Source organism: Burkholderia sp. Bp8992 (assembly GCF_003853705.1).
Taxonomy (GTDB): domain Bacteria; phylum Pseudomonadota; class Gammaproteobacteria; order Burkholderiales; family Burkholderiaceae; genus Burkholderia.
Map to the genome: position 1 here is coordinate 15,301 of NZ_QTQI01000010.1, position 24,044 is coordinate 39,344.

The 24,044-nt window shown below is 67.0% G+C and carries 26 protein-coding genes and 1 tRNA gene; 21 read left to right on the top strand and 6 right to left on the bottom strand.

Going from position 1 to position 24,044, the window contains the following annotated elements:
• Nucleotides 1-17: 17 nt before the first annotated feature.
• From kdsD to DIE03_RS16350, 11 genes are all read left to right on the top strand, one after another.
• On the top strand, nt 18-1,001 hold the full coding sequence (gene kdsD, locus DIE03_RS16300; protein ID WP_124452045.1) for an arabinose 5-phosphate isomerase KdsD: 984 nt from the start codon (nt 18-20) through the stop codon (nt 999-1,001).
• Nucleotides 1,001-1,537 (top strand): HAD family hydrolase, encoded by a 537-nt coding sequence (locus DIE03_RS16305; protein ID WP_124452047.1) that lies wholly within the window; start codon nt 1,001-1,003, stop codon nt 1,535-1,537. The genes kdsD and DIE03_RS16305 overlap by 1 nt, the downstream gene beginning before the upstream one ends.
• Nucleotides 1,538-1,540: 3 nt before the next feature.
• The gene (gene lptC, locus DIE03_RS16310) at nt 1,541-2,155 is read left to right on the top strand and encodes an LPS export ABC transporter periplasmic protein LptC (RefSeq protein WP_124452049.1); all 615 of its coding nucleotides are present in this window, start codon (nt 1,541-1,543) and stop codon (nt 2,153-2,155) included.
• 20 nt (nt 2,156-2,175) lie between these two features.
• Nucleotides 2,176-2,841 carry a lipopolysaccharide transport periplasmic protein LptA gene (gene lptA, locus DIE03_RS16315; RefSeq protein ID WP_124452051.1) on the top strand — a complete coding sequence of 222 codons (666 nt, stop codon included), beginning with the start codon at nt 2,176-2,178 and terminating at the stop codon, nt 2,839-2,841.
• The gene (gene lptB, locus DIE03_RS16320) at nt 2,838-3,614 is read left to right on the top strand and encodes an LPS export ABC transporter ATP-binding protein (protein WP_034189275.1); all 777 of its coding nucleotides are present in this window, start codon (nt 2,838-2,840) and stop codon (nt 3,612-3,614) included. The genes lptA and lptB overlap by 4 nt, the downstream gene beginning before the upstream one ends.
• A gap of 171 nt (nt 3,615-3,785) precedes the next feature.
• A complete protein-coding gene (locus DIE03_RS16325) occupies nt 3,786-5,291 on the top strand; it encodes an RNA polymerase factor sigma-54 (RefSeq protein WP_124452053.1) in 1,506 nt (501 codons plus the stop codon).
• A 160-nt stretch (nt 5,292-5,451) separates the two neighbouring features.
• Nucleotides 5,452-5,811: a ribosome hibernation-promoting factor, HPF/YfiA family gene (gene hpf, locus DIE03_RS16330; protein ID WP_006477786.1), complete on the top strand. Its 360-nt coding sequence runs from the start codon at nt 5,452-5,454 to the stop codon at nt 5,809-5,811.
• Between the two features lie 195 nt (nt 5,812-6,006).
• Complete coding sequence (locus DIE03_RS16335) at nt 6,007-6,519, top strand: PTS sugar transporter subunit IIA (protein ID WP_034195643.1); 513 nt, start codon at nt 6,007-6,009, stop codon at nt 6,517-6,519.
• Nucleotides 6,520-6,648: 129 nt separating this feature from the next.
• Entirely contained in the window at nt 6,649-7,617 is a 969-nt protein-coding gene (gene hprK, locus DIE03_RS16340) for an HPr(Ser) kinase/phosphatase (RefSeq protein WP_011353227.1), read from the top strand.
• Between the two features lie 75 nt (nt 7,618-7,692).
• Complete coding sequence (gene rapZ / locus DIE03_RS16345) at nt 7,693-8,601, top strand: RNase adapter RapZ (protein ID WP_124452055.1); 909 nt, start codon at nt 7,693-7,695, stop codon at nt 8,599-8,601.
• A 27-nt stretch (nt 8,602-8,628) separates the two neighbouring features.
• On the top strand, nt 8,629-9,264 hold the full coding sequence (locus DIE03_RS16350; protein ID WP_124452057.1) for an LON peptidase substrate-binding domain-containing protein: 636 nt from the start codon (nt 8,629-8,631) through the stop codon (nt 9,262-9,264).
• 117 nt (nt 9,265-9,381) lie between these two features.
• Here the strand turns inward: DIE03_RS16350 and mutY are convergent, their stop codons facing one another.
• A complete protein-coding gene (gene mutY, locus DIE03_RS16355; RefSeq protein WP_124452059.1) occupies nt 9,382-10,488 on the bottom strand; it encodes an A/G-specific adenine glycosylase in 1,107 nt (368 codons plus the stop codon).
• A 24-nt stretch (nt 10,489-10,512) separates the two neighbouring features.
• Nucleotides 10,513-11,340: a bifunctional DNA-formamidopyrimidine glycosylase/DNA-(apurinic or apyrimidinic site) lyase gene (gene mutM, locus DIE03_RS16360; RefSeq protein WP_124452061.1), complete on the bottom strand. Its 828-nt coding sequence runs from the start codon at nt 11,338-11,340 to the stop codon at nt 10,513-10,515.
• A gap of 367 nt (nt 11,341-11,707) precedes the next feature.
• Between mutM and DIE03_RS16370 the strand changes: the two genes are divergently transcribed.
• From DIE03_RS16370 to hisC, 8 genes are all read left to right on the top strand, one after another.
• On the top strand, nt 11,708-13,531 hold the full coding sequence (locus tag DIE03_RS16370) for a tetratricopeptide repeat protein (protein ID WP_124452065.1): 1,824 nt from the start codon (nt 11,708-11,710) through the stop codon (nt 13,529-13,531).
• Nucleotides 13,531-14,154 (top strand): lipoprotein insertase outer membrane protein LolB, encoded by a 624-nt coding sequence (gene lolB, locus DIE03_RS16375; RefSeq protein WP_124452067.1) that lies wholly within the window; start codon nt 13,531-13,533, stop codon nt 14,152-14,154. The genes DIE03_RS16370 and lolB overlap by 1 nt, the downstream gene beginning before the upstream one ends.
• 25 nt (nt 14,155-14,179) lie before the next feature.
• Nucleotides 14,180-15,061, top strand: coding sequence for a 4-(cytidine 5'-diphospho)-2-C-methyl-D-erythritol kinase (ispE, locus tag DIE03_RS16380; protein WP_124452069.1), 882 nt, complete (start codon nt 14,180-14,182; stop codon nt 15,059-15,061).
• Between the two features lie 55 nt (nt 15,062-15,116).
• Nucleotides 15,117-15,193, top strand: a tRNA-Gln gene (locus DIE03_RS16385).
• A 44-nt stretch (nt 15,194-15,237) separates the two neighbouring features.
• The gene (locus DIE03_RS16390) at nt 15,238-16,200 is read left to right on the top strand and encodes a ribose-phosphate pyrophosphokinase (RefSeq protein WP_059575643.1); all 963 of its coding nucleotides are present in this window, start codon (nt 15,238-15,240) and stop codon (nt 16,198-16,200) included.
• A 161-nt stretch (nt 16,201-16,361) separates the two neighbouring features.
• A complete protein-coding gene (locus tag DIE03_RS16395; RefSeq protein ID WP_124452071.1) occupies nt 16,362-16,967 on the top strand; it encodes a 50S ribosomal protein L25/general stress protein Ctc in 606 nt (201 codons plus the stop codon).
• Nucleotides 16,968-17,087: 120 nt separating this feature from the next.
• A complete protein-coding gene (gene pth / locus DIE03_RS16400; RefSeq protein WP_021163050.1) occupies nt 17,088-17,687 on the top strand; it encodes an aminoacyl-tRNA hydrolase in 600 nt (199 codons plus the stop codon).
• Between the two features lie 95 nt (nt 17,688-17,782).
• Nucleotides 17,783-18,850, top strand: coding sequence for a histidinol-phosphate transaminase (gene hisC / locus DIE03_RS16405; protein WP_124452074.1), 1,068 nt, complete (start codon nt 17,783-17,785; stop codon nt 18,848-18,850).
• An 82-nt stretch (nt 18,851-18,932) separates the two neighbouring features.
• On the opposite strand, the gene DIE03_RS16410 is transcribed toward hisC, so the two are convergent.
• From DIE03_RS16410 to rsmD, 3 genes are all read right to left on the bottom strand, one after another.
• A complete protein-coding gene (locus DIE03_RS16410; RefSeq protein WP_006477774.1) occupies nt 18,933-19,199 on the bottom strand; it encodes a YfhL family 4Fe-4S dicluster ferredoxin in 267 nt (88 codons plus the stop codon).
• Nucleotides 19,200-19,258: 59 nt separating this feature from the next.
• Nucleotides 19,259-19,756: a pantetheine-phosphate adenylyltransferase gene (gene coaD, locus DIE03_RS16415; protein ID WP_021163047.1), complete on the bottom strand. Its 498-nt coding sequence runs from the start codon at nt 19,754-19,756 to the stop codon at nt 19,259-19,261.
• A 111-nt stretch (nt 19,757-19,867) separates the two neighbouring features.
• Complete coding sequence (gene rsmD, locus DIE03_RS16420; protein WP_124452075.1) at nt 19,868-20,482, bottom strand: 16S rRNA (guanine(966)-N(2))-methyltransferase RsmD; 615 nt, start codon at nt 20,480-20,482, stop codon at nt 19,868-19,870.
• A 217-nt stretch (nt 20,483-20,699) separates the two neighbouring features.
• On the opposite strand from rsmD, the gene ftsY reads away from it, so the two are divergent.
• The gene (gene ftsY / locus DIE03_RS16425) at nt 20,700-21,854 is read left to right on the top strand and encodes a signal recognition particle-docking protein FtsY (RefSeq protein ID WP_124452077.1); all 1,155 of its coding nucleotides are present in this window, start codon (nt 20,700-20,702) and stop codon (nt 21,852-21,854) included.
• Between the two features lie 85 nt (nt 21,855-21,939).
• Here the strand turns inward: ftsY and maiA are convergent, their stop codons facing one another.
• Complete coding sequence (gene maiA / locus DIE03_RS16430; protein WP_124452079.1) at nt 21,940-22,584, bottom strand: maleylacetoacetate isomerase; 645 nt, start codon at nt 22,582-22,584, stop codon at nt 21,940-21,942.
• A 178-nt stretch (nt 22,585-22,762) separates the two neighbouring features.
• On the opposite strand from maiA, the gene ybiB reads away from it, so the two are divergent.
• On the top strand, nt 22,763-23,737 hold the full coding sequence (gene ybiB / locus DIE03_RS16435; RefSeq protein ID WP_124452081.1) for a DNA-binding protein YbiB: 975 nt from the start codon (nt 22,763-22,765) through the stop codon (nt 23,735-23,737).
• Nucleotides 23,738-24,044: the final 307 nt, after the last annotated feature.

Consider the following 24,044-nt stretch of genomic DNA (forward strand, 5'->3'; position numbering starts at 1 on the left):
TTTGCTATACTCCGCGCATGATAGCGAAAATCAATGATGATCGGGCGCTCGCGCTCGCCCGCGACGTGCTCGACATCGAGGCGGACGCCGTGCGCGCGCTGCGCGACCAGCTCGACGGCGGCTTCGTCCAGGCCGTCGCGCTGCTGCTCGGCTGCCGCGGCCGCGTGGTGGTGTCCGGTATCGGCAAATCGGGGCATATCGCCCGCAAGATTGCAGCCACGCTGGCCAGCACCGGTACGCCGGCCTTCTTCGTCCACCCCGCCGAGGCCAGCCACGGCGACCTCGGGATGGTCACCTCCGACGACGTCTTCATCGGCATCTCCTATTCCGGCGAGTCGGAAGAGCTCGTCGCGATCCTGCCGCTCGTGAAGCGGATCGGCGCGAAGCTGATCGCGATCACGGGCCGCGCGGGGTCGAGCCTCGGCACGCTCGCCGACGTGAACCTGAACGCGGCGGTGTCGAAGGAAGCGTGCCCGCTGAACCTCGCCCCCACCGCGAGCACGACCGCCGCGCTCGCGCTCGGCGATGCGCTCGCCGTCGCCGTGCTCGATGCGCGCGGCTTCGGTTCGGAGGATTTCGCGCGCTCGCACCCGGGCGGCGCACTCGGCCGGCGCCTGCTCACGTATGTGCGCGACGTGATGCGCTCGGGCGACGACGTCCCGTCCATCGGGCTCGACGCGACGCTGTCGGACGCGCTGTTCCAGATCACCGCGAAGCGCCTCGGCATGACGGCCGTGGTCGACGCCGGCGGCAAGGTCGTCGGCATCTTCACGGACGGCGACCTGCGCCGCGTGCTCGCGCGCGACGGCGATTTCCGCACGCTGCCGATCACCGACGTGATGACGCGCGACCCGCGCACGATCGCACCGGATCACCTCGCGGTCGAAGCCGTGGAACTGATGGAGCGCCACCGGATCAACCAGATGCTGGTGGTCGATGCCGACGGCGTGCTGATCGGCGCGCTGAACATGCACGACCTGTTTTCGAAGAAGGTGATCTGATGAGCGCAGCGCTGACTGCGGCCGAGCGCGCGAGCCGCGTGAAGCTGATGATTTTCGACGTCGACGGCGTGCTGACCGACGGCGGCCTGCTGTTTACCGCGACCGGCGACACGATGAAGTCGTTCAATTCGCTCGACGGCCACGGCGTGAAGCTGCTCGGCGAAGCCGGCATCGCGACCGCGATCATCACGGGCCGCCGCTCGGACATCGTCGCGGCGCGCGCGAAGGAAATGAAGATCGCGCACCTGTTCCAGGGCGTCGAGAACAAGCTCGCCGTGTTCGCCGACCTGATCGCGTCGCTCGGCCTCACCGCCGACGCGTGCGGCTACATGGGCGACGACTGGCCCGACCTGCCCGTGATGCTGCGCTGCGGCTTCGCGACGGCCCCCGCGAACGCGCACCCCGAGGTGATCGCCCGCGCGCACTGGGTCGCCGAGGCCCGCGGCGGCCAGGGCGCCGTGCGCGAAGTCTGCGACGCGATCCTGCGTGCGCAGCGCCGCTACGACGCGCTGCTCGCAGCGGCGTGCGGAGCCTGACGGATGAGTACGCATTTCCGCTGGACCCAGCTGCTGCCGCTCGTCGCGGTCGCCGCGCTCGCGGGCATCACGTGGTGGCTGCTGCAGGCCACCCTGCCGCCGCCCGGCGAGGGCACCGTGCAGCCGAAGCGCCACACGCCCGACTATTTCGCGGACAACTTCTCGGTCACCGAGCTCGACCAGTCGGGCTCGACCCAGTACCGGCTGACGGCCGCGAAGCTGATCCACTACGAAGACACCGAAAACAGCGACCTGACCGATCCGGCCATGCGCGCGTTCCAGCCCGGCAAGCCGGTCGTCACGACCACCGCGAAGCGCGGCACCGTCAACGGCGACGTGTCGATCGTCGATTTGTACGACAATGCGCGCATCCTGCGCGCGGCCGGCGGCGGCGATCCGCAGATGCAGGCCGATTCCCAGCATTTCCGGATCTTCGTCAATGACGATGTGATCCAGACCGAAAAGCCGGTTAAACTTCAGCGCGGCCTGTCGCTCGTCAACGCGACCGACGGCATGAAGTACAACAACGTCACCCGGGTCATCGAGCTTTACGGCAACGTGCGCGGCACGATTGCCGCCGCGGACACGTCCGGCGGCTCGAAAGGTCAACCCAAGTGACGCATCCCTCACGTGACTGCATGAACGAACCGTTCCCTCGACAGATTTCCGGCGGCGCTGCGCGCGCCGTCCGCGCCGCGCTCGCCGCGACGCTCGTGGCGCTCCCGCTCATCGGGCTGGCGCCGCTCGCCCATGCCGAGAAGGCCGACCAGAGCAAGCCGATCAACGTCGAGGCCGACAACCTGACCTATGACGACCTGAAGCAGGTCACGGTCGCGACCGGCAACGTCGTGATCACGAAGGGCACGATCATCATCAAGGGCGATCGCGTCGAAGTGCGCCAGGACCCGGAAGGCTATCAGTACGCCACCTCGTACGGCAGCGGCAAGAAGCACGCGACGTTCCGCCAGAAGCGCGAAGGCCTCGACGAATACATCGACGGCGACGCCGAGCGCATCGACTACGACGGCAAGCAGGACCTGACCACGCTGACGACCGCCGCGACCGTACGCCGCCTGCAGGGTACGTCGACTGTCGCCGACACCGTGCACGGCAGCGTGATCACGTACGACGGCCAGCGCGACTTCTACACCGCGAAGGGCGGCAAGGACGTCGCCGCGCCGGGCAACCCGAACGGCCGCGTGCGCGCGATGCTGTCGCCGAAGAACGGCGGCCCCGCGCCGCTGAACGGTGCGCCGGCGAAGCTGTCGCCGTCGACCACGATCCAGGGAGCGCCGGGCCAATGAACGCGCTACCGAACCGCCAGCCGGCCGGCACCACGAGCTCGCTCGTCGTCCGCAACCTGAAGAAGCGCTACGGCTCGCGCACGGTCGTCAAGGACGTGTCGCTCGACGTGAAGAGCGGCGAAGTCGTCGGCCTGCTCGGCCCGAACGGCGCCGGCAAGACCACGTCGTTCTACATGATCGTCGGCCTCGTGCCGCTCGACGCGGGCGAGATCTCGCTGAACGGCAGCTCGATCAGCCTGCTGCCGATCCACAAGCGCGCATCGCTCGGCCTGTCGTACCTGCCGCAGGAAGCGTCCGTGTTCCGCAAGCTGACCGTCGAGGAGAACATCCGCGCGGTGCTCGAGCTGCAGCACGGCGAAGACGGCAAGCGGCTGTCGAAGGACGCGATCTCGTCGCGCACCGAAGCGCTGCTCGACGAACTGCAGATCGGCCACCTGCGCGAGAACCCCGCGCTGTCGCTGTCGGGCGGTGAACGGCGCCGCGTCGAAATCGCACGCGCGCTCGCGACCAACCCGAACTTCATCCTGCTCGACGAACCGTTCGCCGGCGTCGACCCGATCGCGGTGCTCGAGATCCAGAAGATCGTCAAGTTCCTCAAGCAGCGCAACATCGGCGTGCTGATCACCGATCACAACGTCCGCGAAACGCTCGGCATCTGCGATCACGCGTACATCATCAGCGACGGCTCGGTGCTCGCCGCCGGCGCACCGAGCGAAATCATCGAAAACGAAAGCGTGCGCCGCGTGTACCTCGGCGAACACTTCCGCATGTAACTCCCCCTCGTGGCTGGCTGCACCCCGCCCGGCATCGCCGTGCGGGGCCGCGCCCGGCTTTGCATCCACGCCCGCGGCCCTGCCCGCGGCCGGGCGGCGCGCCGCGCGTAATCGCGGATGGCTCAATGCGCCTGGGTCGTGGCAAACTGCCGGTATGACTCCCTCCTTGCCATGAAAGCCAGCCTTCAACTCCGCCTGTCGCAACATCTGGCGCTGACGCCGCAGCTGCAGCAGTCGATCCGGCTCCTGCAGTTGTCGACGCTCGAACTGCAGCAGGAAGTCGCGATGGCCGTCGCGCAGAACCCGCTGCTCGAGAACGACGACGAATGGATCGCGAGCCCGCTGCGTGTCGCGGCGGACGGATCGCTGATCGCGCAGACGCCGCCCGCGCAGAACACCGAACCGGCCGCGACCAACGGCAGCAGCACGTCCAGCGATCGCGCCGAGCGCGACGAGCCTGCCGGCGCCGACGAATACGACGGCTACGGGTCCGGCGACGGCAACGACGGCCCGCAATGGAATCTCGACGAATTCGGCCGCGCGAGCGGCGCGTCCGACGACGACGACCTCCCGCCGCTGCAGGTGCAGGAAGCCGCCACGTCGCTGCGCGACCACCTGTCCGCGCAGTTGCGCGTCACGCAGGCCGGCCCGCGCGATCGCGCGCTCGTGATGTTCCTGATCGAGTCGCTCGACGACGACGGCTACCTGACCGCGACGCTCGACGAAGTGCTCGCCGACCTGCCGCCCGAACTGGAGATCGACTGCGACGAACTGAACGCGGCGCTCGCGCTGCTGCACAGCTTCGACCCGCCCGGCGTCGGCGCGCGCTCGGCGTCCGAATGCCTGAAGCTGCAGCTGCTGCGCCTCGATCCGTCCCCGACGCGCACGCTCGCGCTCGAGATCGTGTCGCAGCATCTCGAACTGCTCGCCGCGCGCGATTTCACCCGGTTGCGCAAGCACCTGAAGGCGAGCGACGACGCGCTGCGCGACGCGCATGCGCTGATCCGCTCGCTGGAGCCGTTCCCCGGCGCCGCGTACGGCAAGGCCGAAGCCGACTACGTCGTGCCCGACATCATCGTGAAGAAGGCCGGCCAGGGATGGCTCGCGGAGCTCAATCCCGAGGTCGTGCCGCGCCTGCGGATCAACAACCTGTACGCGAACATCCTGCGCAACAGCCGCGGCGATCCGTCGGCCGGTTCGCTGAAGCAGCAGCTCCAGGAAGCACGCTGGCTGATCAAGAATATCCAGCAGCGTTTCGACACGATCCTGCGTGTCGCGCAGGCTATTGTCGAGCGTCAGAAGAATTTCTTTGCGCACGGTGAAATTGCCATGCGCCCCTTGGTTTTGCGGGAAATAGCTGATACGCTGGGCCTACACGAGTCGACTGTCAGCCGTGTGACAACCGGGAAGTACATGCTGACCCCGTTCGGGACGCTTGAATTTAAGTACTTCTTCGGATCTCACGTCTCGACCGACACCGGTGGCGCCGCCTCGTCGACCGCCATCCGAGCCCTCATCAAGCAACTGATAGGAGCTGAAGACCCAAAATCGCCACTTTCGGACAGCCGCATTGCCGAGCTGCTGGCAGAACAGGGTTTCGTGGTCGCACGCCGCACGGTTGCGAAATATCGCGAATCCCTCAAGATCCCGGCAGTGAATCTGCGCAAGTCTCTTTAAGCCTGCTGCCTGCCCGGCGGCAGGCGTGTCCCGGCCACCGCGCACACGGGGAACAGGCCGGACGATCTGTCCGCGATATACGCCGCTTCGTGCGGCACGGGCAAGTCGACCGGAGCGCCGCCTCGATGCGGCCGGGTGGCCACTCGCTTGGAGAAGCACTATGAACCTGAAGATCAGTGGACATCATCTCGAAGTCACGCCTGCAATTCGCGAATACGTGATCACCAAGCTGGACAGGGTGCTACGGCATAGCGATCAGGTGATCGATGGCACTGTGATCCTCTCGGTCGACAACCACAAGGAAAAGGACAAGCAGCAGCGCGCGGAAATCAACCTGCACCTGAAGGGCAAGGACATCTTCGTCGAAAGCGCAAACGGCAACCTGTACGCTGCGATCGATTTGCTGATCGACAAGCTGGATCGCCAGGTCGTCAAGCACATGGAGCGCCTGCAAACGCACGCGCACGACCCGATCAAGCTTCAACCGTCGATCGACCAGATCGAACTGCCGCCGCAATAACCTTTACCGCAACACGTACGCCGCCCGGTTCGCCGGGCGTTTTTTTTGCGACTCCGCGCAGGGGTGCAACCGGTCGGTCCGGGCTGCGCCACGCACGCGGCTGTGCTCTATAATGTTTCGGTTATCGCCGGGGGGCGCTGGGTGCGGTAGCTGCGTAGCAGGTTGCCGATGCCACATGCCTTGATATCGCCGAACATGGAAAATCAGTCTGCCGCAGCAAGGAGACCCCAGGCCGCCCAATCGCCTGCCAACATGAATCGCCTAGCCAAAATCCTGCCCATAGAGAACGTCGTCATCGACCTCTCAGTCACCAGCAAGAAACGCGTCTTCGAACAAGCCGGGCTGATGTTCGAGAATCAGAACGGCATCGCCCGCAGCACCGTCACGGACAACCTGTTCGCGCGCGAGCGCCTCGGTTCGACCGGGCTCGGCGAAGGGGTCGCGATTCCGCACGGCCGCATCAAGGGTCTCAAGCACCCGCTCGCCGCGTTCGTCCGCCTCGCCGATGCGATCCCGTTCGAAGCGCCCGACGGCCAGCCGGTCGGTCTCCTGATCTTCCTGCTCGTCCCCGAGCAAGCCACCCAGCAGCACCTCGAAATCCTGTCGGAAATCGCGCAACTGCTATCCGATCGCGACGCGCGCGAGCGTCTGCACAACGAAACGGATATCGCCGAGTTGCATCGCCTGCTCACTCAGTGGCAACCTTGAGTTGATCCGGGCGGAATTTTTTCCGGTACGAGGCGGCACATGCCGCCGTCCAGGGCCGCCCGGCGCCGGCCCGGCATGGCGACGCCCGTCGCCGCGCGCATGCACCGGCTCATTGGAGTGACGAGAGTCATGGATACGTCCAGCATCAACGCCCAGAGCATCTTCGACGACAACGCGGCCACGCTGAAACTGAGCTGGCTGACGGGGCATGAAGGCTGGGAGCGCGGCTTTTCCGCCGACACGGTCGGCAATGCGACGTCGAGCGCCGACCTCGTCGGCCACCTGAACCTGATCCACCCGAACCGGATCCAGGTGCTCGGCGAAGCCGAAATCGACTACTACCAGCGCCAGACCGACGAAGACCGCTCGCGCCACATGGCCGAGCTGATCGCGCTCGAACCGCCGTTCCTCGTCGTCGCCGGCGGCGCCGCGGCCCCGCCCGAGCTCGTCCTGCGCTGCACGCGCTCGTCCACCCCGCTGTTCACGACGCCGATGTCGGCCGCCGCGGTGATCGACAGCCTGCGGCTCTACATGTCGCGCATTCTCGCGCCGCGCGCGACGCTGCACGGCGTGTTCATCGACATCCTCGGGATGGGCGTGCTGCTCACCGGCGATTCGGGCCTCGGCAAGAGCGAACTCGGCCTCGAGCTGATCAGCCGCGGCCACGGCCTCGTCGCCGACGACGCAGTCGATTTCGTCCGACTTGGCCCCGATTTCGTCGAAGGGCGCTGCCCGCCGCTGCTGCAGAACCTGCTCGAAGTGCGCGGCCTCGGCCTGCTCGACATCAAGACGATTTTCGGCGAGACCGCCGTCCGGCGGAAAATGAAGCTGAAGCTGATCGTCCAGCTCGTGCGGCGCCCCGACGGCGAATTCCAGCGCCTGCCGCTCGAAAGCCAGACCGTCGACGTGCTCGGCTTGCCGATCAGCAAGGTCACGATCCAGGTCGCGGCCGGCCGCAACCTCGCGGTGCTGGTCGAGGCGGCCGTCCGGAACACGATCCTGCAGTTGCGCGGAATCGACACGTTGCGCGATTTCATGGATCGGCAACGACTCGCAATGCAAGATCCCGACAGTCAGTTCCCCGGCAAACTGGTGTAACCCGCACGCGCCGGCCGCGCAACGCCGACGCGTCGAGCCGGTGCTATGATGAAACGTCAGGATTCTCTGCTTCCCATGCGCATCGTCCTTATCACTGGCATCTCCGGCTCAGGCAAGTCCGTCGCGCTGAACGCGCTCGAAGACGCAGGCTATTACTGCGTCGACAACCTGCCGCCGCACGTGCTTCCCGAACTCGCCCGTTACCTCGCCCAGAACGGCCAGCGCCGGCTCGCGGTCGCGATCGACGCGCGCTCGAGCGCGTCGCTCGACGAAATGCCCGGCCTGATCCGCGAACTGTCGGGCGAGCACGACGTGCGCGTGCTGTTCCTCAACGCCAGCACGCAGGCGCTGATCCAGCGCTTCTCCGAAACGCGCCGCCGCCATCCGCTGTCCGGCTCGCGGTCGCACGATGCGGACGTCGGCCTGCTGTCGTCGCTCGAGGAAGCGATCGAGCGCGAGCGCGAACTCGTCGCGCCGCTCGCCGAATTCGGCCACCAGATCGATACGAGCACGCTGCGCGCGAACGCGCTGCGCACGTGGGTCAAGCGCTTCATCGAGCAAAAGAACAACGACCTGATGGTCATGTTCGAATCGTTCGGCTTCAAGCGCGGCGTGCCGCTCGACGCCGACCTGATGTTCGACGTGCGCGCGCTGCCGAATCCGTACTACGACCACCAGTTGCGCCCGCTCACCGGGCTCGACCAGCCGGTCATCGCCTTTCTCGACGCACTGCCGATCGTCCACCAGATGATCGACGACATCCATGCGTTCCTGATGAAATGGCTGCCGCACTTCCGTGATGACAACCGCAGCTACCTGACCGTCGCCATCGGCTGCACGGGCGGCCAGCATCGCTCGGTGTTCATCGCGGAAACGCTCGCCGCGCGCCTTGCGCACGAGGCGAACGTGATCGTGCGGCATCGTGACGCGCCAGTGGATGTCGACGCGTCGTCGCGGCTCGTCTCCGAGGTCGCCCGACCCTAGCGACGCCCGCTCCCTTGTCAGCGCGCCATGTCCTCCCTATCGACCACCCTGATCGACCTGCCGCTGTTTCCACTGCACACGGTATTGTTTCCGGGCGGCCTGCTCCCGCTCAAGGTGTTCGAGGCGCGCTATCTCGACATGTCCCGCGCGTGCCTGCGCGACGACGCGCCGTTCGGCGTGTGCCTGCTGAAGAGCGGGCCCGAAGTCGCGCAGGACGGCGCCGTATCGGTGCCCGAGACCATCGGCTGCATGGCGCGCATCACCGAGTGCGATACCGGTGAATTCGGGATGCTGTACCTGCAGGCGGTCGGCACGCAGCGTTTCGAGCTGCTGTCGTATCGCGTCGAAGGCAACGGGCTGCTGGTCGGCATCGCGGAGCCGCTGCCCGACGACATCCCGCTCGAAGGCGAGCAGGCGCTCGCGCAATTCGGCTCGTGCGCCGAGGTGCTCGAGCGCATCATCAACGCGCTGAAGAAGTCCGATCCGGAGAAAATGCCGTTCGGCGAACCGTTCCGCCTCGACGATCCGAGCTGGGTGTCGAACCGCCTCGCGGAACTGCTGCCGCTCGACCTGCGCGCGCGGCAGAAGCTGATGGAGTTTCCGGACGTCGGGGCACGCATCGACGCCGTGCACCACGTGCTCGACCGGCACGGCTGGCTGTAAAACACGCCGGCCCGTCGCGTCGCGCCTGCCCGCCCGAAGGGCTCTCCTGCGTGACGCAAGCCCGGTAGTCCGACGCTTCCGGGCGTGCGACCGGCACAGCGCCCTTCCCCCTTCGTATTACAGCAGCGGCCCGCTCAGCGCGTCGAGCAGCTTGCGCACGGGCGCCGGCACGCCGTACGCATCGAGCCGGCCCAGCGGCACCCACGCGGTATCGGCGTCCCGTGCGGACGAAGGCAATCCGCCGCCGCCCGTCATGTCGCTCAGCCGCGGCTCGATCTCCAGCCGGAAATGCGTGAACGTGTGCGTGAGCGGCGCGAGCGGCACCGTGCCGCCGCCGCCGAAACCGCGCGCGAGCTCCGCGAGCGCGGCATCACCGTCCGCTTGCGGCAGGCTCCACAGCCCGCCCCAGATGCCGGTCGGCGGACGTCGCTCCAGCAGCACCGCGTCGCCGTCGCGCAGCACGAGCATCCAGGTCTTGCGCGTCGGCACGGCCTTCTTCGGGCGCGCGGCCGGCAGTTCGCGCTGGCGGCCCGTCGATTGCGCGACGCAGTCGCCCGCGAACGGGCAGCGCGCGCAATCGGGCTTGCCGCGCATGCACAGCGTCGCGCCGAGATCCATCAGCCCCTGCGTATAGGCACTCACGTCAGCGGCGTTCGCGGCGTCGGGCAGCAGCGATTCGGCGAGCGCCCACATGTCGTTCTCGACGCGCTTCTCGCCCGGAAACCCCTCGACGCCGAACACGCGCGCAAGCACGCGCTTCACGTTGCCGTCGAGGATCGTCGCGCGCGCACCATAGGCGAACGATGCGATCGCCGCGGCCGTCGAGCGGCCGATGCCCGGCAGTTCGGCCAGCGCGTCGGGCGTCGCCGGAAACGCGCCGCCATGCTCGGCGACGACGACCTGCGCGCAGCGGTGCAGGTTACGGGCGCGAGAGTAGTAGCCGAGCCCGGCCCACAGCGCCATCACGTCGTCGGTCGGCGCAGCCGCGAGCGCGGCGACGTCGGGGTAGCGTTCGAGAAAGCGCGTGTAGTACGGAATGACCGTCGACACCTGCGTCTGCTGCAGCATGATTTCCGACAGCCAGATCCGGTACGGATCGCGGGTGTTCTGCCACGGCAGGTCGTGGCGGCCGTGCTCGCGCTGCCATGCGACCAGGCGTGTGGCAAACGTGCGATGCAGCGGCGTGACGGGGAACGGAGCGGGGGCGATGCGGGGCGGCTTCAAGTTGTCTAATTGTGGAAAAAGGTTTCAACGCTGGCAGGTCGGACAGAAATAGGTCGACCGCTGGCCCTGCACTATCTGGCGGATCGGCGTGCCGCACACACGGCACGGCTGGCCCGCCCGGTCGTAGACGAAGCAGTCGAGCTGGAAATAGCCGCTTTCGCCGTTGCTGCCGACAAAATCGCGCAACGTGCTGCCGCCGCGCTCGATCGCGTCGGCCAGCGTCGCACGCACGGCGTCGGCCAGCCGCTCGTAGCGCGGCAGCGAGACCTTGCCGGCGGCCGTCGTCGGCCGGATGCCGGCGCGAAACAGGCTCTCCGACGCATAGATGTTGCCGACGCCGACGACCATGTCGCCCGCGAGCAGCGCCTGCTTGACCGACACCGTGCGGCCGCGCGTGCGCGCGTGCAGCAGCGCGCCGGTGAACGCGGGCGAGAACGGCTCGACGCCGAGGCTCGCGAGGAGCGGGTGCGCATGCACGTCGCCCGCTTCGCGCGGGTGCCACAGCACGGCGCCGAAGCGGCGCGGATCGCGGAACCGCAGCACGAATTCGTCGAAGATCCAGTCGATGTGGTCGTGCTTCGCGGCGACCGGCACGCCGGCCGCGGGCAGCACGCGCAGCGTGCCCGTCATGCCGAGATGGACGATGAACCAGCCGGCATCGACCTCGAACAGCAGATACTTGCCGCGACGCTCGACGGCGAGCACCTCGCGCGCGCGCAACTGCTCGGCGAACTCCGCCGGCACGGGCCAGCGCAGCATCGCGGTTCGGACGTCGACACGCTCGACGCGGCGGCCCGCGACAAAGGGCTCGATGCCCCGGCGCGTGACTTCGACTTCTGGCAACTCTGGCATGTTTTGGTGGTCTGAACCGAGGGTCTGTTTACATGTGGAACGCGCATGCGTTGCCACGAGAACGGCCGCTCGCGAGGCGCGCGACGCCGCGAATACAGACATATTCGCAAGGAGCGCAACGCGGCGAGCGGTCGTTCTCGTGGCAACCCCAAATTAAAAAAATCATGTCACGGGAATGCCCGAAATCGCCCGCCTGGCGGCGTCGCTCGTCGCTTGTTTGGCTCGCCAAACGGCGCTCCTCGCTTCTTGCCAGGCGGGCGATTTCGGGCATTCGCATGTGCGTTCCACATGTAAACAGACCCTATCACGATCGTGCCTGTATTGTAGCGAGCGCGTTACAATCGGTTGAAACATCGAACGGATTTCCATGACTCTGCCCTCGAAGCTGCTTCAGAAGCGCCCCGCCGCCGTGCGCGGCGTGCACGCCTTCCCGGTCCGACGTGCGCTCGGCGCCGCGCTGTTTGCCGCCTGGACCCTCACCGCCTTCCCGGCCCACGCGCAGGATCCGGCATCGGACGACGCGGAGCCGCAGGGCGCGTTCGAGCATGTGATGCCGGACGAGCAGAAGAATCTCCCCGGTGTGCCGCTGACGAGCCAGATCGTCTACCAGGTGCTCGCCGCCGAGGTCGCGCTCCAGCGCAACCAGCCGGCGCCGGCCTACCAGACCTACCTCGCGCTTGCCCGCGATACGCGCGATCCGCGCATGGCGCAGCGCGCGACCGAGATCGCGCTCGGCGCGCAGAGCCCGGCCGACGCGCTGTCCGCCGCGAACCTGTGGCGCCAGTACGCGCCGGACTCGAACCGGGCGTCGCAGGTCGATGCCGCGCTGCTGGTGCTCGCCGGCAAGCCGGCCGACGCGCAGCCAATGCTCGCGCGCGAGCTGGCCCGCGCGACCGGCGAGACGCGCGGCCCGGCGATCCTCGCGCTGCAGGCGCTGCTCGTGCGCGGCTCCGACCGCGTCGGCGGCCTCGCGGTGCTGAAGGACATGCTGAAAAGCGACATGAACCGGCCCGAGGCGCAGCTCGCGATCGCACGGCAACAGCTCGCGGTCGACGACAAGGACGGCGCCGCGCAGTCGCTGAAGCAGGCGCTGGCGCTGCGCCCCGACTACCTGCCGGCGGCGCTGATGCTGTCACAGATGGGCCCGGCGGAACGCGCGGCCGGCATCGCGTCGTTCGAGAAGTATGTTCAGCAGAATCCGAAGTCGCGCGATGCGCGGCTGGCGCTGTCGCAGCTGTATCTCGCCGACGATCGCCTCGACGACGCGCAGAAGCAGTTCGAGACGATGCGCAAGCTCGACGCGAAGGATCCGACGCCGCTGATGGCGCTCGCGCTGATCAAGATCCAGCAGAAGAAACTCGACGAGGCGACCGGCTACCTGAAGCAGTACGTGCAGCTCGGCGACAAGCAGCCGAACCTCGACGTCGGCCAGGGCTACATCTACCTCGCGCAGATCGCGATCGACCAGAACAACGACGCGCAGGCGTCGCAGTGGCTCGACAAGGTCGACCAGACGAGCCAGCACTACCTGCCCGCGCAAATCACGCGCGCGCAGCTGCTGCAGAAACAGGGCAAGACCGACGAGGCGCGCAAGGTGCTCGACAACCTGCCGATCTCGGATCCGCGCGACGCGGCCGTGGTCGCACGCACGGACGCGTCGATCCTGTTCACGGCGAAGCGCTATCCGGAAGCGGAAGCGCGCCTCGGGCAAGCCGTCCAGGACTTCCCGGACGATCCCGACCTGCGCTACGACTACGCGATGGCGGCCGAAAAGACCGGCCACTACACGACGATGGAAAAGCAGTTGCGCGAACTGATTCGCACGCAGCCCGACAACCCGCAGGCGTACAACGCGCTCGGCTATTCGCTGGCCGACCGCAACCAGCGCCTGCCGGAGGCCAGCAAGCTGATCGACAAGGCGATGGCGCTCGCGCCGAACGACGCGTACATCATGGACAGCCTCGGCTGGGTGAAGTACCGGATGGGCGACACGGCCGGCGCGACGAAGGTCCTGCGGCGCGCGTACGAACTGCAGCCGAACGCCGAAATCGGCGCGCACCTCGGCGAAGTGCTGTGGAAGAGCGGCGCGCAGGACGACGCGCGTACCGCGTGGCGCGACGCGCAGAAGCTCGAACCCGACAACGACACGCTCGTGCAGACGCTGAAGCGCCTCCAGGTCAACGGCCTCTGATGCGGATGTTCCCGATGCTTTCCCTGTCCTCCCGCGCGCAGCGCACGCTGGCCGCGGCCGGCGCGGCGCTCGCGCTCGCCGGCTGCGCGAGCACGCCGCCGTCGGCCAGCGCGCCGGCGACGGGCGCGGTGCTGCAAACGGCCGCGACGCACGCTTACCACGGCCGCTTCGCGGTGCAGTACGACGACCGTCTCGGCAAGCAGCAGCACGTGTACGGCAACTTCGACTGGCAGGAGCACGGCGACGATGTGTCGCTCGAGCTGCGCAGCCCGCTCGGCCAGACGCTCGCGATCGTGAAATCGACGCCGCAGGCGGCCTCGCTCGAACTGCCGAACCGTCCGACGCAATATGCACCGGACGTCGGCGACCTGATGCAGAAGACCCTCGGCTTCGAGCTGCCGCTCGCCGGCCTGCGCTACTGGCTGCTGCCGACGGCCGCGCCCGCGACGCACGCGGAAACCGTGCGCGACCCGGCCGACGGCACGCGCGTGAAGCAGATCCGCCAGGACGGCTGGACCATCGACTACCTTGCCTACGCGGATGCCCCGGCCACGGGCGTCAAACGCGTCAACCTCGTGCGCGCGACACCGCCGCTCGACATCAAGCTCGTGCTCGACCAGTGAGCACCGGCCCAGCCCAGACCTACGCATGACCGATTCGACCCGCTCGCTGCGCAACTGCCTTGCGCCCGCGAAACTCAACCTGTTCCTGCACATCACCGGCCGTCGTCCGAACGGCTATCACGATCTGCAGAGCGTGTTCCAGCTGCTGAACTGGGGCGATACGCTGCACTTCACGCTGCGCGACGACGGCCGTGTCGCGCGCGTCACCGACGTGCCCGGCGTGCCCGAGGAAAGCGATCTCGTCGTGCGCGCGGCCAACCTGCTGAAAGCGCATACGGGCACCGCGCACGGCGTCGACATCGAGATCGACAAGCGCCTGCCGATGGGCGCCGGCCTTGGCGGCGGCAGCTCCGACGCGGCGACGACGCTGCTCGCGCTGAACCGCCTGTGGCAGCTCGACCTGCCGCGCGCCGAACTCCAGTCGCTCGCGGTCAAACTCGGCGCAGACGTCCCGTTTTTTATTTTTGGAAAAAATGCGTTCGCAGAGGGTATCGGAGAAGAATTAGCTGAGGTACAATTGCCGACTCGCTGGTTCTTGGTTGTGACGCCAAGCGTTCATGTCCCCACCGCTGAAATATTTTCAGATGAGTTGTTGACAAGAGATACGAAGCCCGTCACAATTGCTGACTTTCTTGCACAGCAAACCAGCGATGCGGGATGGCCAGATAGCTTCGGCCAAAACGATATGCAGGAAGTTGTAACAAGGAAGTACGCGGAAGTTGCGCAGGCGGTTAAATGGTTGTATGATTTGACCCCCGCGAGGATGACCGGCTCCGGAGCAAGCGTGTTTGCAGCGTTTCACAGCAAGCACGAGGCAGAAGCGGCGAAAGCCAAGCTGCCCGCCAGTTGGAATGGCGCAGTTGCCGAGAGTCTGAACGAGCATCCGCTCTTCGCTTTCGCGTCATGAAGTTTTACTTTGCCGAACGGCCTACACAAGTTCGGTGAAGCAGTCAGTTAAGTGTAGGGGAGTCGCCAAGTTGGTCAAGGCACCGGATTTTGATTCCGGCATGCGAGGGTTCGAGTCCTTCCTCCCCTGCCAAAAATTTTCCCGCATTTCCCGCCCAAGCCTGAAGCAGGTGCACGATGAGCAGCCACAGCCATGATGGCCTGATGGTCTTTACTGGCAACGCGAATCCCGCGCTCGCCCAGGAAGTCGTCAGTATCCTTGGTATTCCCCTCGGCAAAGCAATGGTCAGCCGTTTCTCCGACGGCGAAATCCAGGTCGAGATCCAGGAAAACGTGCGCGGCAAGGACGTCTTCGTCCTGCAATCCACGTGCGCACCGGCGAACGACAATCTGATGGAACTGATGATCATGGTCGATGCGCTGAAGCGCGCATCCGCCGGCCGGATCACCGCAGCCATCCCCTACTTCGGCTATGCCCGTCAGGATCGACGCCCGCGTTCGGCGCGCGTCGCGATCTCGGCGAAGGTCGTCGCGAACATGCTGGAAATCGCCGGCGTCGAGCGGATCATCACGATGGATCTGCACGCCGACCAGATTCAGGGCTTCTTCGACATCCCGGTCGACAACATCTACGCAACGCCGATCCTGCTGGGTGACCTGCGCAAGCAGAACTACTCGGATCTGCTCGTCGTGTCGCCGGACGTCGGCGGCGTGGTGCGTGCCCGGGCACTCGCGAAGCAGCTCAACTGCGATCTCGCGATCATCGACAAGCGTCGTCCGAAGGCGAACGTCGCCGAGGTGATGAACATCATCGGTGAAGTCGAAGGCCGCACCTGCGTGATCATGGACGACATGGTCGATACGGCCGGCACGCTCTGCAAGGCCGCGCAAGTGCTGAAGGACCGCGGTGCGAAGCAGGTGTTCGCGTACGCGACGCACCCCGTGCTGTCGGGGGGCGCCGCAGATCGCATCGCAGCATCGGCACTCGACGAGCTGGTCGTCACCGATACGATCCCGCTGTCGGCCGAATCGCTGGCCTGCTCGAAGATCCGCTCGCTGACGAGCGCGAGCCTCCTGGCCGAGACGTTCTCGCGGATCCGCCGCGGCGATTCGGTGATGTCGCTGTTCGCGGAATCCTGATCGCGAATCGACTGAACAAAGTATGCGCGGAAAGCGAAGCGGCGACGCTTCGCTTTTTGCACAATCGGACGGGATAGACGAAACCCCGGCCGTTTCATCAGGGGCCGCCGTTTGACGGCCCCGTTTTACTGCCTGGTCGCGGGCAGCCATTGGAGAATCATATGAAAGTCGTCGCTTTCGAGCGCCAAGAGCAAGGTACGGGTGCGAGCCGCCGCCTGCGCAACGCCGGTAAGACCACGGGTATCGTTTACGGTGGCGAAGCAGCCCCGCAAAAGATCGAACTCGATCACAACGCCCTGTGGCACGCCCTGAAGAAGGAAGCTTTCCACTCGTCGATCCTCGACCTCGAAGTGGCTGGCCAGTCGCAACAGGTCCTGCTGCGCGACGTGCAATACCACCCGTTCAAGCAACTGGTGCTGCACGTGGACTTCCAGCGCGTTGACGCGAAGAAGAAGCTGCACACGAAGGCTCCGCTGCACTTCCTGAACGCGGAAATCAGCCCGGCCGTGAAGCTGTCGAGCGCGATCGTTTCGCACGTCGCGACGGAAATCGAAATCGAGTGCCTGCCGGCTGACCTGCCGGAGTTCCTCGAAGTCGACCTGTCGAAGATCGAAGCCGGCCAATCGCTGCACGCGAAGGACATCACGCTGCCGAAGGGCGTCGCGCTGGTCGCGCACGTCGACGCGGAAAACCCGGTTGTCGCATCGGCGACGATCCCGGCTGGTGCCGTGTCGGACGCAGCTGAAGGCGAAACGCCGGCTGCCTAAGCGGCTGCCTGCTCGCCCCATCGATCCGTTTCACGAAACGGTCGAAGCAACCCGCCGCGGCTTGCCCGGCGGGTTTTTCTTTTTCTGCGCCCAGGCGGCCGCTGCCGCCTTCGAAACGTCATGATCAAACTGATCGTCGGCCTCGGCAATCCCGGGGCGGAATACACCGCGACGCGCCACAACGCCGGCTTCTGGCTGATCGACCAGCTCGCCCGCGAAGCCGGTGCGACGCTGCGCGACGAACGCCGCTTCCACGGCTTCTACGCGAAAGCGCGCCTGCACGGCGAGGAAGTCCATCTGCTCGAGCCGCAGACCTACATGAACCGCTCCGGCCAGTCGGTCGTCGCGCTCGCGCAATTCTTCAAGATCCTGCCCGACCAGATCCTCGTCGCGCATGATGAGCTCGACCTGCCGCCCGGCACCGTGAAGCTGAAGCTCGGCGGCGGCAGCGGCGGCCACAACGGCCTGAAGGACATCACCGCGCACCTGTCGTCGCAGCAGTACTGGCGGCTGCGGATCGGCATCGGCCATCCGCGCGACCTGATTCCGGAAAGCGCGCGCGCCGGCGCGAAGCCCGACGTCGCGAACTTCGTGTTGAAGCCGCCGCGCCGCGAGGAGCAGGACGTGATCGACGCATCGATCGAACGCGCGCTCGCCGTGATGCCGATGGTCGTCAAGGGCGAACTCGACCGCGCGACGATGCAGCTGCATCGCAACTGATCTCGGCTCGCACCGGCCCGGTGCATCGGGCCGTCCGCCCCACCGCGACGCGCACATGCGGTAATCTCGACGTTTTGCCCGACAGGAGCCAAGCGGTGAGCCGTTACTGGAGCGACGTCGTTCAGCAACTCGTGCCTTACGTGCCGGGCGAGCAGCCCGCGCTCGCGCACCCCGTCAAGCTGAACACCAACGAGAATCCCTATCCGCCGTCGCCGCGCGTCGCCGCGGCGATCGCACGCGAACTCGGCACGACCGGCGACACGCTGCGCCGCTATCCGGACCCGGTCGCGCGGGCCCTGCGCGAGGCGGTCGCGGCCCATCACCGCATCGAGCCCGAGCAGGTATTCGTCGGCAACGGCTCCGACGAGGTGCTCGCGCACACGTTCCAGGCGCTGCTGAAGCACGACCGGCCGCTGCGCTTCCCGGACATCACGTACAGCTTCTATCCGACCTACGCGCGCCTGTACGGCGTCGAGACCACGATCGTGCCGCTCGCGGACGACTTCTCGATCCGCGTCGAAGACTATCTCGACGACGCCGGCGGCGTGCTGTTTCCGAACCCGAATGCGCCGACCGGGCGCGCGCTGCCGCTCGCGGACGTCGAGCGGATCGCGGCCGCGAATCCGTCATCGGTCGTCGTGATCGACGAGGCGTATGTCGACTTCGGCGCGCAGTCGGCGATTACGCTGATCGACCGTCATCCGAACCTGCTCGTCGTGCACACGACGTCGAAGGCGCGCTCGCTCGCGGGCATGCGCGTCGGCTTCGCGTTCGGCGATGCGGCGCTGATCGACGCGCTGAACCGCGTGAAGGACAGCTTCAACTCCTATCCGCTCGACCGGCTCGCGCAGGTCGCCGCGCAGGCCGCGTATGAAGACACCGACTATTTCGACGCGACCTGCCGGCGCGTGGTCGACAGCCGGACGCGGCTCACGCACGCGCTCGACGCGCTCGGCTTCGACATCGTGCCGTCGGCCGCGAATTTCGTGTTCGCGCGCCATCCCGCGCACGATGCGGGCACGATCGCGGCGAAGCTGAAGGAACGGGAAATTTTCGTGCGGCACTTCCGGCTGCCGAGGATCGACCAGCACCTGCGCATCACGGTCGGCACCGATGCCGAATGCGATGCGCTCGTCGCGGCATTGCGCGAGCTGCTGGCCTGATACGGAAGAACCGGCGCCGGACGGCGCCGATTTGAAAGCGGAACGCGCGCTCGCCAGTCAACGGGCGCGCGTCACCGCCGGATCACGACGCGTCGTCGCCTTTCACGGCGATCAACGCGTGATACTTCTCCATCAATTGCGCGTGCGATTCGTCATGCTGCGGATCGCGCGGAATGCATTCGACCGGACACACCTGCTGGCACTGCGGTTCGTCGAAATGGCCGACGCACTCGGTGCACTTGTTCGGGTCGATCACGTAGATGTCCGGGCCCATCGAAATCGCACCGTTCGGGCACTCGGGCTCGCACACGTCGCAATTGATGCACTCGTCGGTAATCATCAAAGCCATACTGATCTCACTTCTTCAGGCCAACGGCCGGCTTCACGACGAAACCGGCCGGCGCCGCATTACGCGGCAGGGCCTCCCATCGCCGTCACTTTCTCGGTCAGCCACTTTTCGACGGACGGGAACACGAACTTGCTGACATCGCCGCCCAACTGCGCGATTTCGCGCACGATCGTGCCCGAGATGAACTGGTACTGATCGGACGGCGTCATGAACATCGTCTCGACATCGGGCAGCAGGTAGCGGTTCATCCCCGCCATCTGGAACTCATATTCAAAATCGGACACGGCGCGCAGGCCGCGCACGATCACCCGCGCGTTGTTGGTCCGGACGAAATCCTTCAGGAGGCCGGTGAAACTCATCACCTTCACGTTCGGATAATGGCCGAGCACCTCGTTCGCAATCGTCAGACGTTCTTCGAGCGAGAAGAACGGCTTTTTCGCGCGGCTGTCGGCGACGCCTACAACCAGCGTATCAAAAATGCTCGACGCACGCCGCACGAGGTCTTCGTGCCCGCGCGTCAGCGGATCGAACGTACCGGGATACACGGCGACTACCATGTCGCTCCTCCTGTCATCACGCAAACGGGATGGCAGCCGCGCGATGCGCACGCCACTGCCGAGATGGGCATGCGTCGCCTTTGCGGCGCGCCGCCTCGTATGGAACGCGCATTATTCATCATTTTCGCGCCGCAGCAAATGATAGTGAACCGCCCCCGCCTTGCCGTGCTTCACCACCTGCCAGCCGTCGAGCGCGTCATGAGCGGCCGGGTCGAGTTCCGCCCCCGTTTCGACGTACAGCGCGCCGCCCGCCGCGACGAGCGGCGCCGCCAGCGCGATCGCGCGATCGAGCACGGCCGGTTCGCCGAACGGCGGATCGAGGAACACCACGTCGAACGCACCGGGCGTGAGCCCGGCCGCGAGCCGCAGCGCGTCGGCCTCGGCCACCTCGACCGAGCGCGCGCCGAGCTTGTCCTTGATCGCCCGCAGCTGCTGCGCGGCGCGCGGGTGGCGCTCGGCCATCACGACGCTCGCCGCGCCGCGCGACGCGGCCTCGAAGCCGAGCGCGCCGGTGCCCGCGAACAGGTCGAGGCAGCGGCGGCCTTCGAGATCCTGGCCGAGCCAGTTGAACAGCGTCTCGCGCACGCGATCGGGCGTCGGCCGCAGGCCGTCGAGATCGAGCACCGCGAGCGGCGTGCGCTTCCAGTCGCCGCCGATGATGCGGATCGTGTGCGGCTTGCCGCGGGCAGGAGGGGCCGCCGGGCGGCCGGAAGAGGAACGGGACATACGGAATATCGACGACGGAGGGACCGGGCGCGCGCAGGGGCGCACCGCCAAACAGGCGCACGTTACCACAGCGGCGGCGCGCACTGACGCGGGCGCCACGCCGCACTGATAAAATGCACGGTTTCGGCCGCCGTGCGCCGCGCCCGCGCGAACGCAGAACGGCCCGTCCAGCGCCCCGCTCTTCTCGGCGGGCCTGCCCTCTTCCCGACGTCAGACCATGTTCAGTTTCTTCAAACGATTCAAGAAATCGCAGGAGCCCGATCCGGCGGAATCGCAATCGGCCGACGCGCAGCAAGCGGACGAATCGTCCGACGCGCCCGCGCTCGAGGCCCCGCCCGCGGCCGAGGTGCCGCAGGCGCCCGCGCAACCGGCCGCACCGGCCGTCGTGATGACGGTCACGCCGACCAACGACGGCCGCGACGAAGTCGTCGAGACGGTCGAGATCGTCCCGCCGCCGCTGCAGGATGCCTCCGCGAAGAAGTCGTGGCTCGCGCGCCTGAAAACGGGGCTCGCGAAGACGGGCTCGAGCATCACCGGCGTCTTCGTCAACACGAAGATCGACGAGGACCTGTACGAGGAGCTCGAAACCGCGCTGCTGATGTCCGACGCGGGCGTCGATGCGACCGAGTACCTGCTCGGCGCGCTGCGCGAAAAGGTGCGCACGGGCCGGCTGACCGACCCGCAGCAGGTGAAGGACGCACTGCACGACCTGCTCGTCGAGCTGCTGGCGCCACTCGAGAAATCGCTGATGCTCGGCCGCGCGCAGCCGCTCGTCATGATGATCACCGGCGTGAACGGCGCGGGCAAGACGACCAGCATCGGCAAGCTCGCGAAGCATCTGCAGAGCTTCGACCAGTCGGTGCTGCTGGCCGCGGGCGACACGTTCCGCGCGGCCGCACGCGAACAGCTCGCGGTCTGGGGCGAGCGCAACAACGTGACGGTCGTGCAGCAGGAAAGCGGCGATCCGGCCGCGGTGATCTTCGATGCCGTCAGCGCCGCGCGCGCGCGCAAGATCGACGTGATGATGGCCGACACGGCCGGCCGCCTGCCGACGCAGCTTCACCTGATGGAAGAGCTGAAGAAGGTGAAGCGCGTGATCTCGAAGGCGCACGACGGCGCGCCGCACGAAGTGCTGCTGGTAATCGACGCGAACACCGGCCAGAACGCGCTCACGCAGGTAAAGGCGTTCGACGACGCACTCGGCCTCACGGGCCTGATCGTCACGAAGCTCGACGGCACCGCGAAGGGCGGGATCCTCGCCGCGATCGCGCGGCAACGCCCGGTACCCGTCTACTTCATCGGCGTCGGCGAAAAGGTCGAGGACCTGCAGCCGTTCAGCGCGGTGGAATTCGCGGACGCGCTGCTCGGCTGAACCTCGCCGGCACGCATCGCACGGGGCGCCTTCGGGCGCCCTTTTTCATGCGCGCCCGCTCACGCTCGCAGCGGGCGCGCCGTGCTCATTCCGCGTCGGGCTGCACGCCGGGTTCAGCGGCCTTGAACGCGTCGAGCGTCGCGGCATGGTCGACGATCCGCTGGATCGTCGGAAAGCGCGTGGTATCGATCGAGAAGCGGTTCGCGTTGAACACCTGCGGCACGAGGCACACGTCGGCGAGCGTCGGCGTGTCGCCGAAGCACAGCTTGCCGGTGCGCGGATCGCCCGCGAGACGCGTCTCGAGCGTCTCGAAGCCGGCCTCGATCCAGTGCCGGTACCACGCGTTCTTCGCGTCCTCGGGCACCTTCAGCGTGTGCTTCAGGTACTTCAGCACGCGCAGGTTGTTGAGCGGATGGATTTCGCACGCGATCTGCAGCGCGACGGCGCGGACATACGCGCGGTCGACCGGCTGCTTCGGCAGCAGCGCGGGCTCGGGATGGGTTTCCTCGAGATATTCGATGATCGCGAGCGACTGCTGCAGCGTCGCGTCGTCGTCGATCAGCGTCGGCACGACCGCGTCCGGATTCAGCGCGCGGTACGCATCCTTCAATTGCTCGCCGCCGTCGCGCAGCATGTGCACGGGGACATAGTCGAACGGCAGCTGCTTCAGGTTCAGGGCAATCCGCACGCGGTACGACGCGGAACTGCGGAAATAGCTGTAGAGCTTCATGGGATGTCTCTCGTGGTCGTATTCGGCCGGCAACGGCACGGGCGCGGCGCAGCCGGCGCGCGCACCGCCGGGACCCAGAGTGTAGCGCGGCACGATGCGCGCCTGCGCCCGTGCGATACTCGGGCATTCCTCACCGCTCACCGCGCGGCCCGATGCGGGCCGACCGCTCCACGTACCGATGACCGCTTCCCACGATCCCGCCACCGCTCCGTTCCCGTGCGCCCGCTTCATCAAGGAAATCGGCCGCGGCCCGAACGGCGCGCGCGCGCTGTCCGCCGAGGACACGTTCGAGCTCTATCGCGCGATGCTCGACGCGCGCGTGTCGGACGTCGAACTCGGCGCGATCCTGATCGCCTACCGGCTGAAGGGCGAATCCGCCGACGAGCTGGCCGCGATGCTCGCCGCCGCGCAGGCCTCGTTCGAGCCCGTGCACGTGCAGGACGCCGCGTTCCGCCCGGTGGCGATCCCCAGCTACAACGGTGCGCGCAAGCAGCCGAACCTCGTGCCGCTGCTCGCGCTGCTGCTCGCGCGCGAAGGCGTGCCGGTGCTCGTGCACGGCGTGGCGCGCGACCCGGGCCGCGTGACGAGCGCCGAGATCTTCTCCGCGCTGTCGCTCGCGCCGTCGACGTCGCACGATGCGATCGAGGACATGCTCGCCGAGCGCCGCGTCGCGTTCGCGTCGATCGAAGTCCTGGCGCCGCGCATCGCACGCCTGCTGTCGATGCGCAGCGTGCTCGGCGTACGCAACTCGACGCACACGCTCGTGAAGATCCTGCAGCCGTTCGCGCCGGCAGGCCTGCGGCTCGTCAACTACACGCATCCGCCGTACCGCGACAGCCTCGCGCAGCTGTTCCGCGATCATCCGGACGCCGCGCTCGGCGGCGCGCTGCTCGCGCGCGGCACCGAGGGCGAAGCCGTCGCCGACACGCGGCGCCAGGTGCAGGTCGACTGGCTGCACGACGGCGTGTGCGACACGCTGATCGAGGCCGAACGTTCGTCGACCGACGCGCCGCCCGTCGCGCTGCCCGAATCGCGCGATGCAGCGACCACGGCCGCGTGGACGGACGCCGTGCTGCGCGGCGAGGTGCCGGTGCCGGACACGGTCGCGCGGCAGGTCACGACGATCGTGCAGATCGCCCGTATCGCGCGCTGACGGCACGGGCGGCGACCCGCCCCTTTATCCCGACCATTTGACACACTGCCGCATCCTGGCATAGAGTGGTCGCCATGCGTTCCTTTCCGAACACCCTCCGAATTACCTCCGGCCGCCTAGCGCGGCCGCTATCGCTACGACTAGCCTAAGGCTGTCGTAGCGCCGTGTGCTGTCCGCACGGTCCCTCCCAGCAGTACCTCGCAGTACCCCTCTCGTAGTTTTTACAACCGAAGTCGTCAGCATTCGTCCGTCTATCCGTCGGCCGATTCGCGAAGATCATCCGCATCCGCGGCGCCGTTGCGCGCGG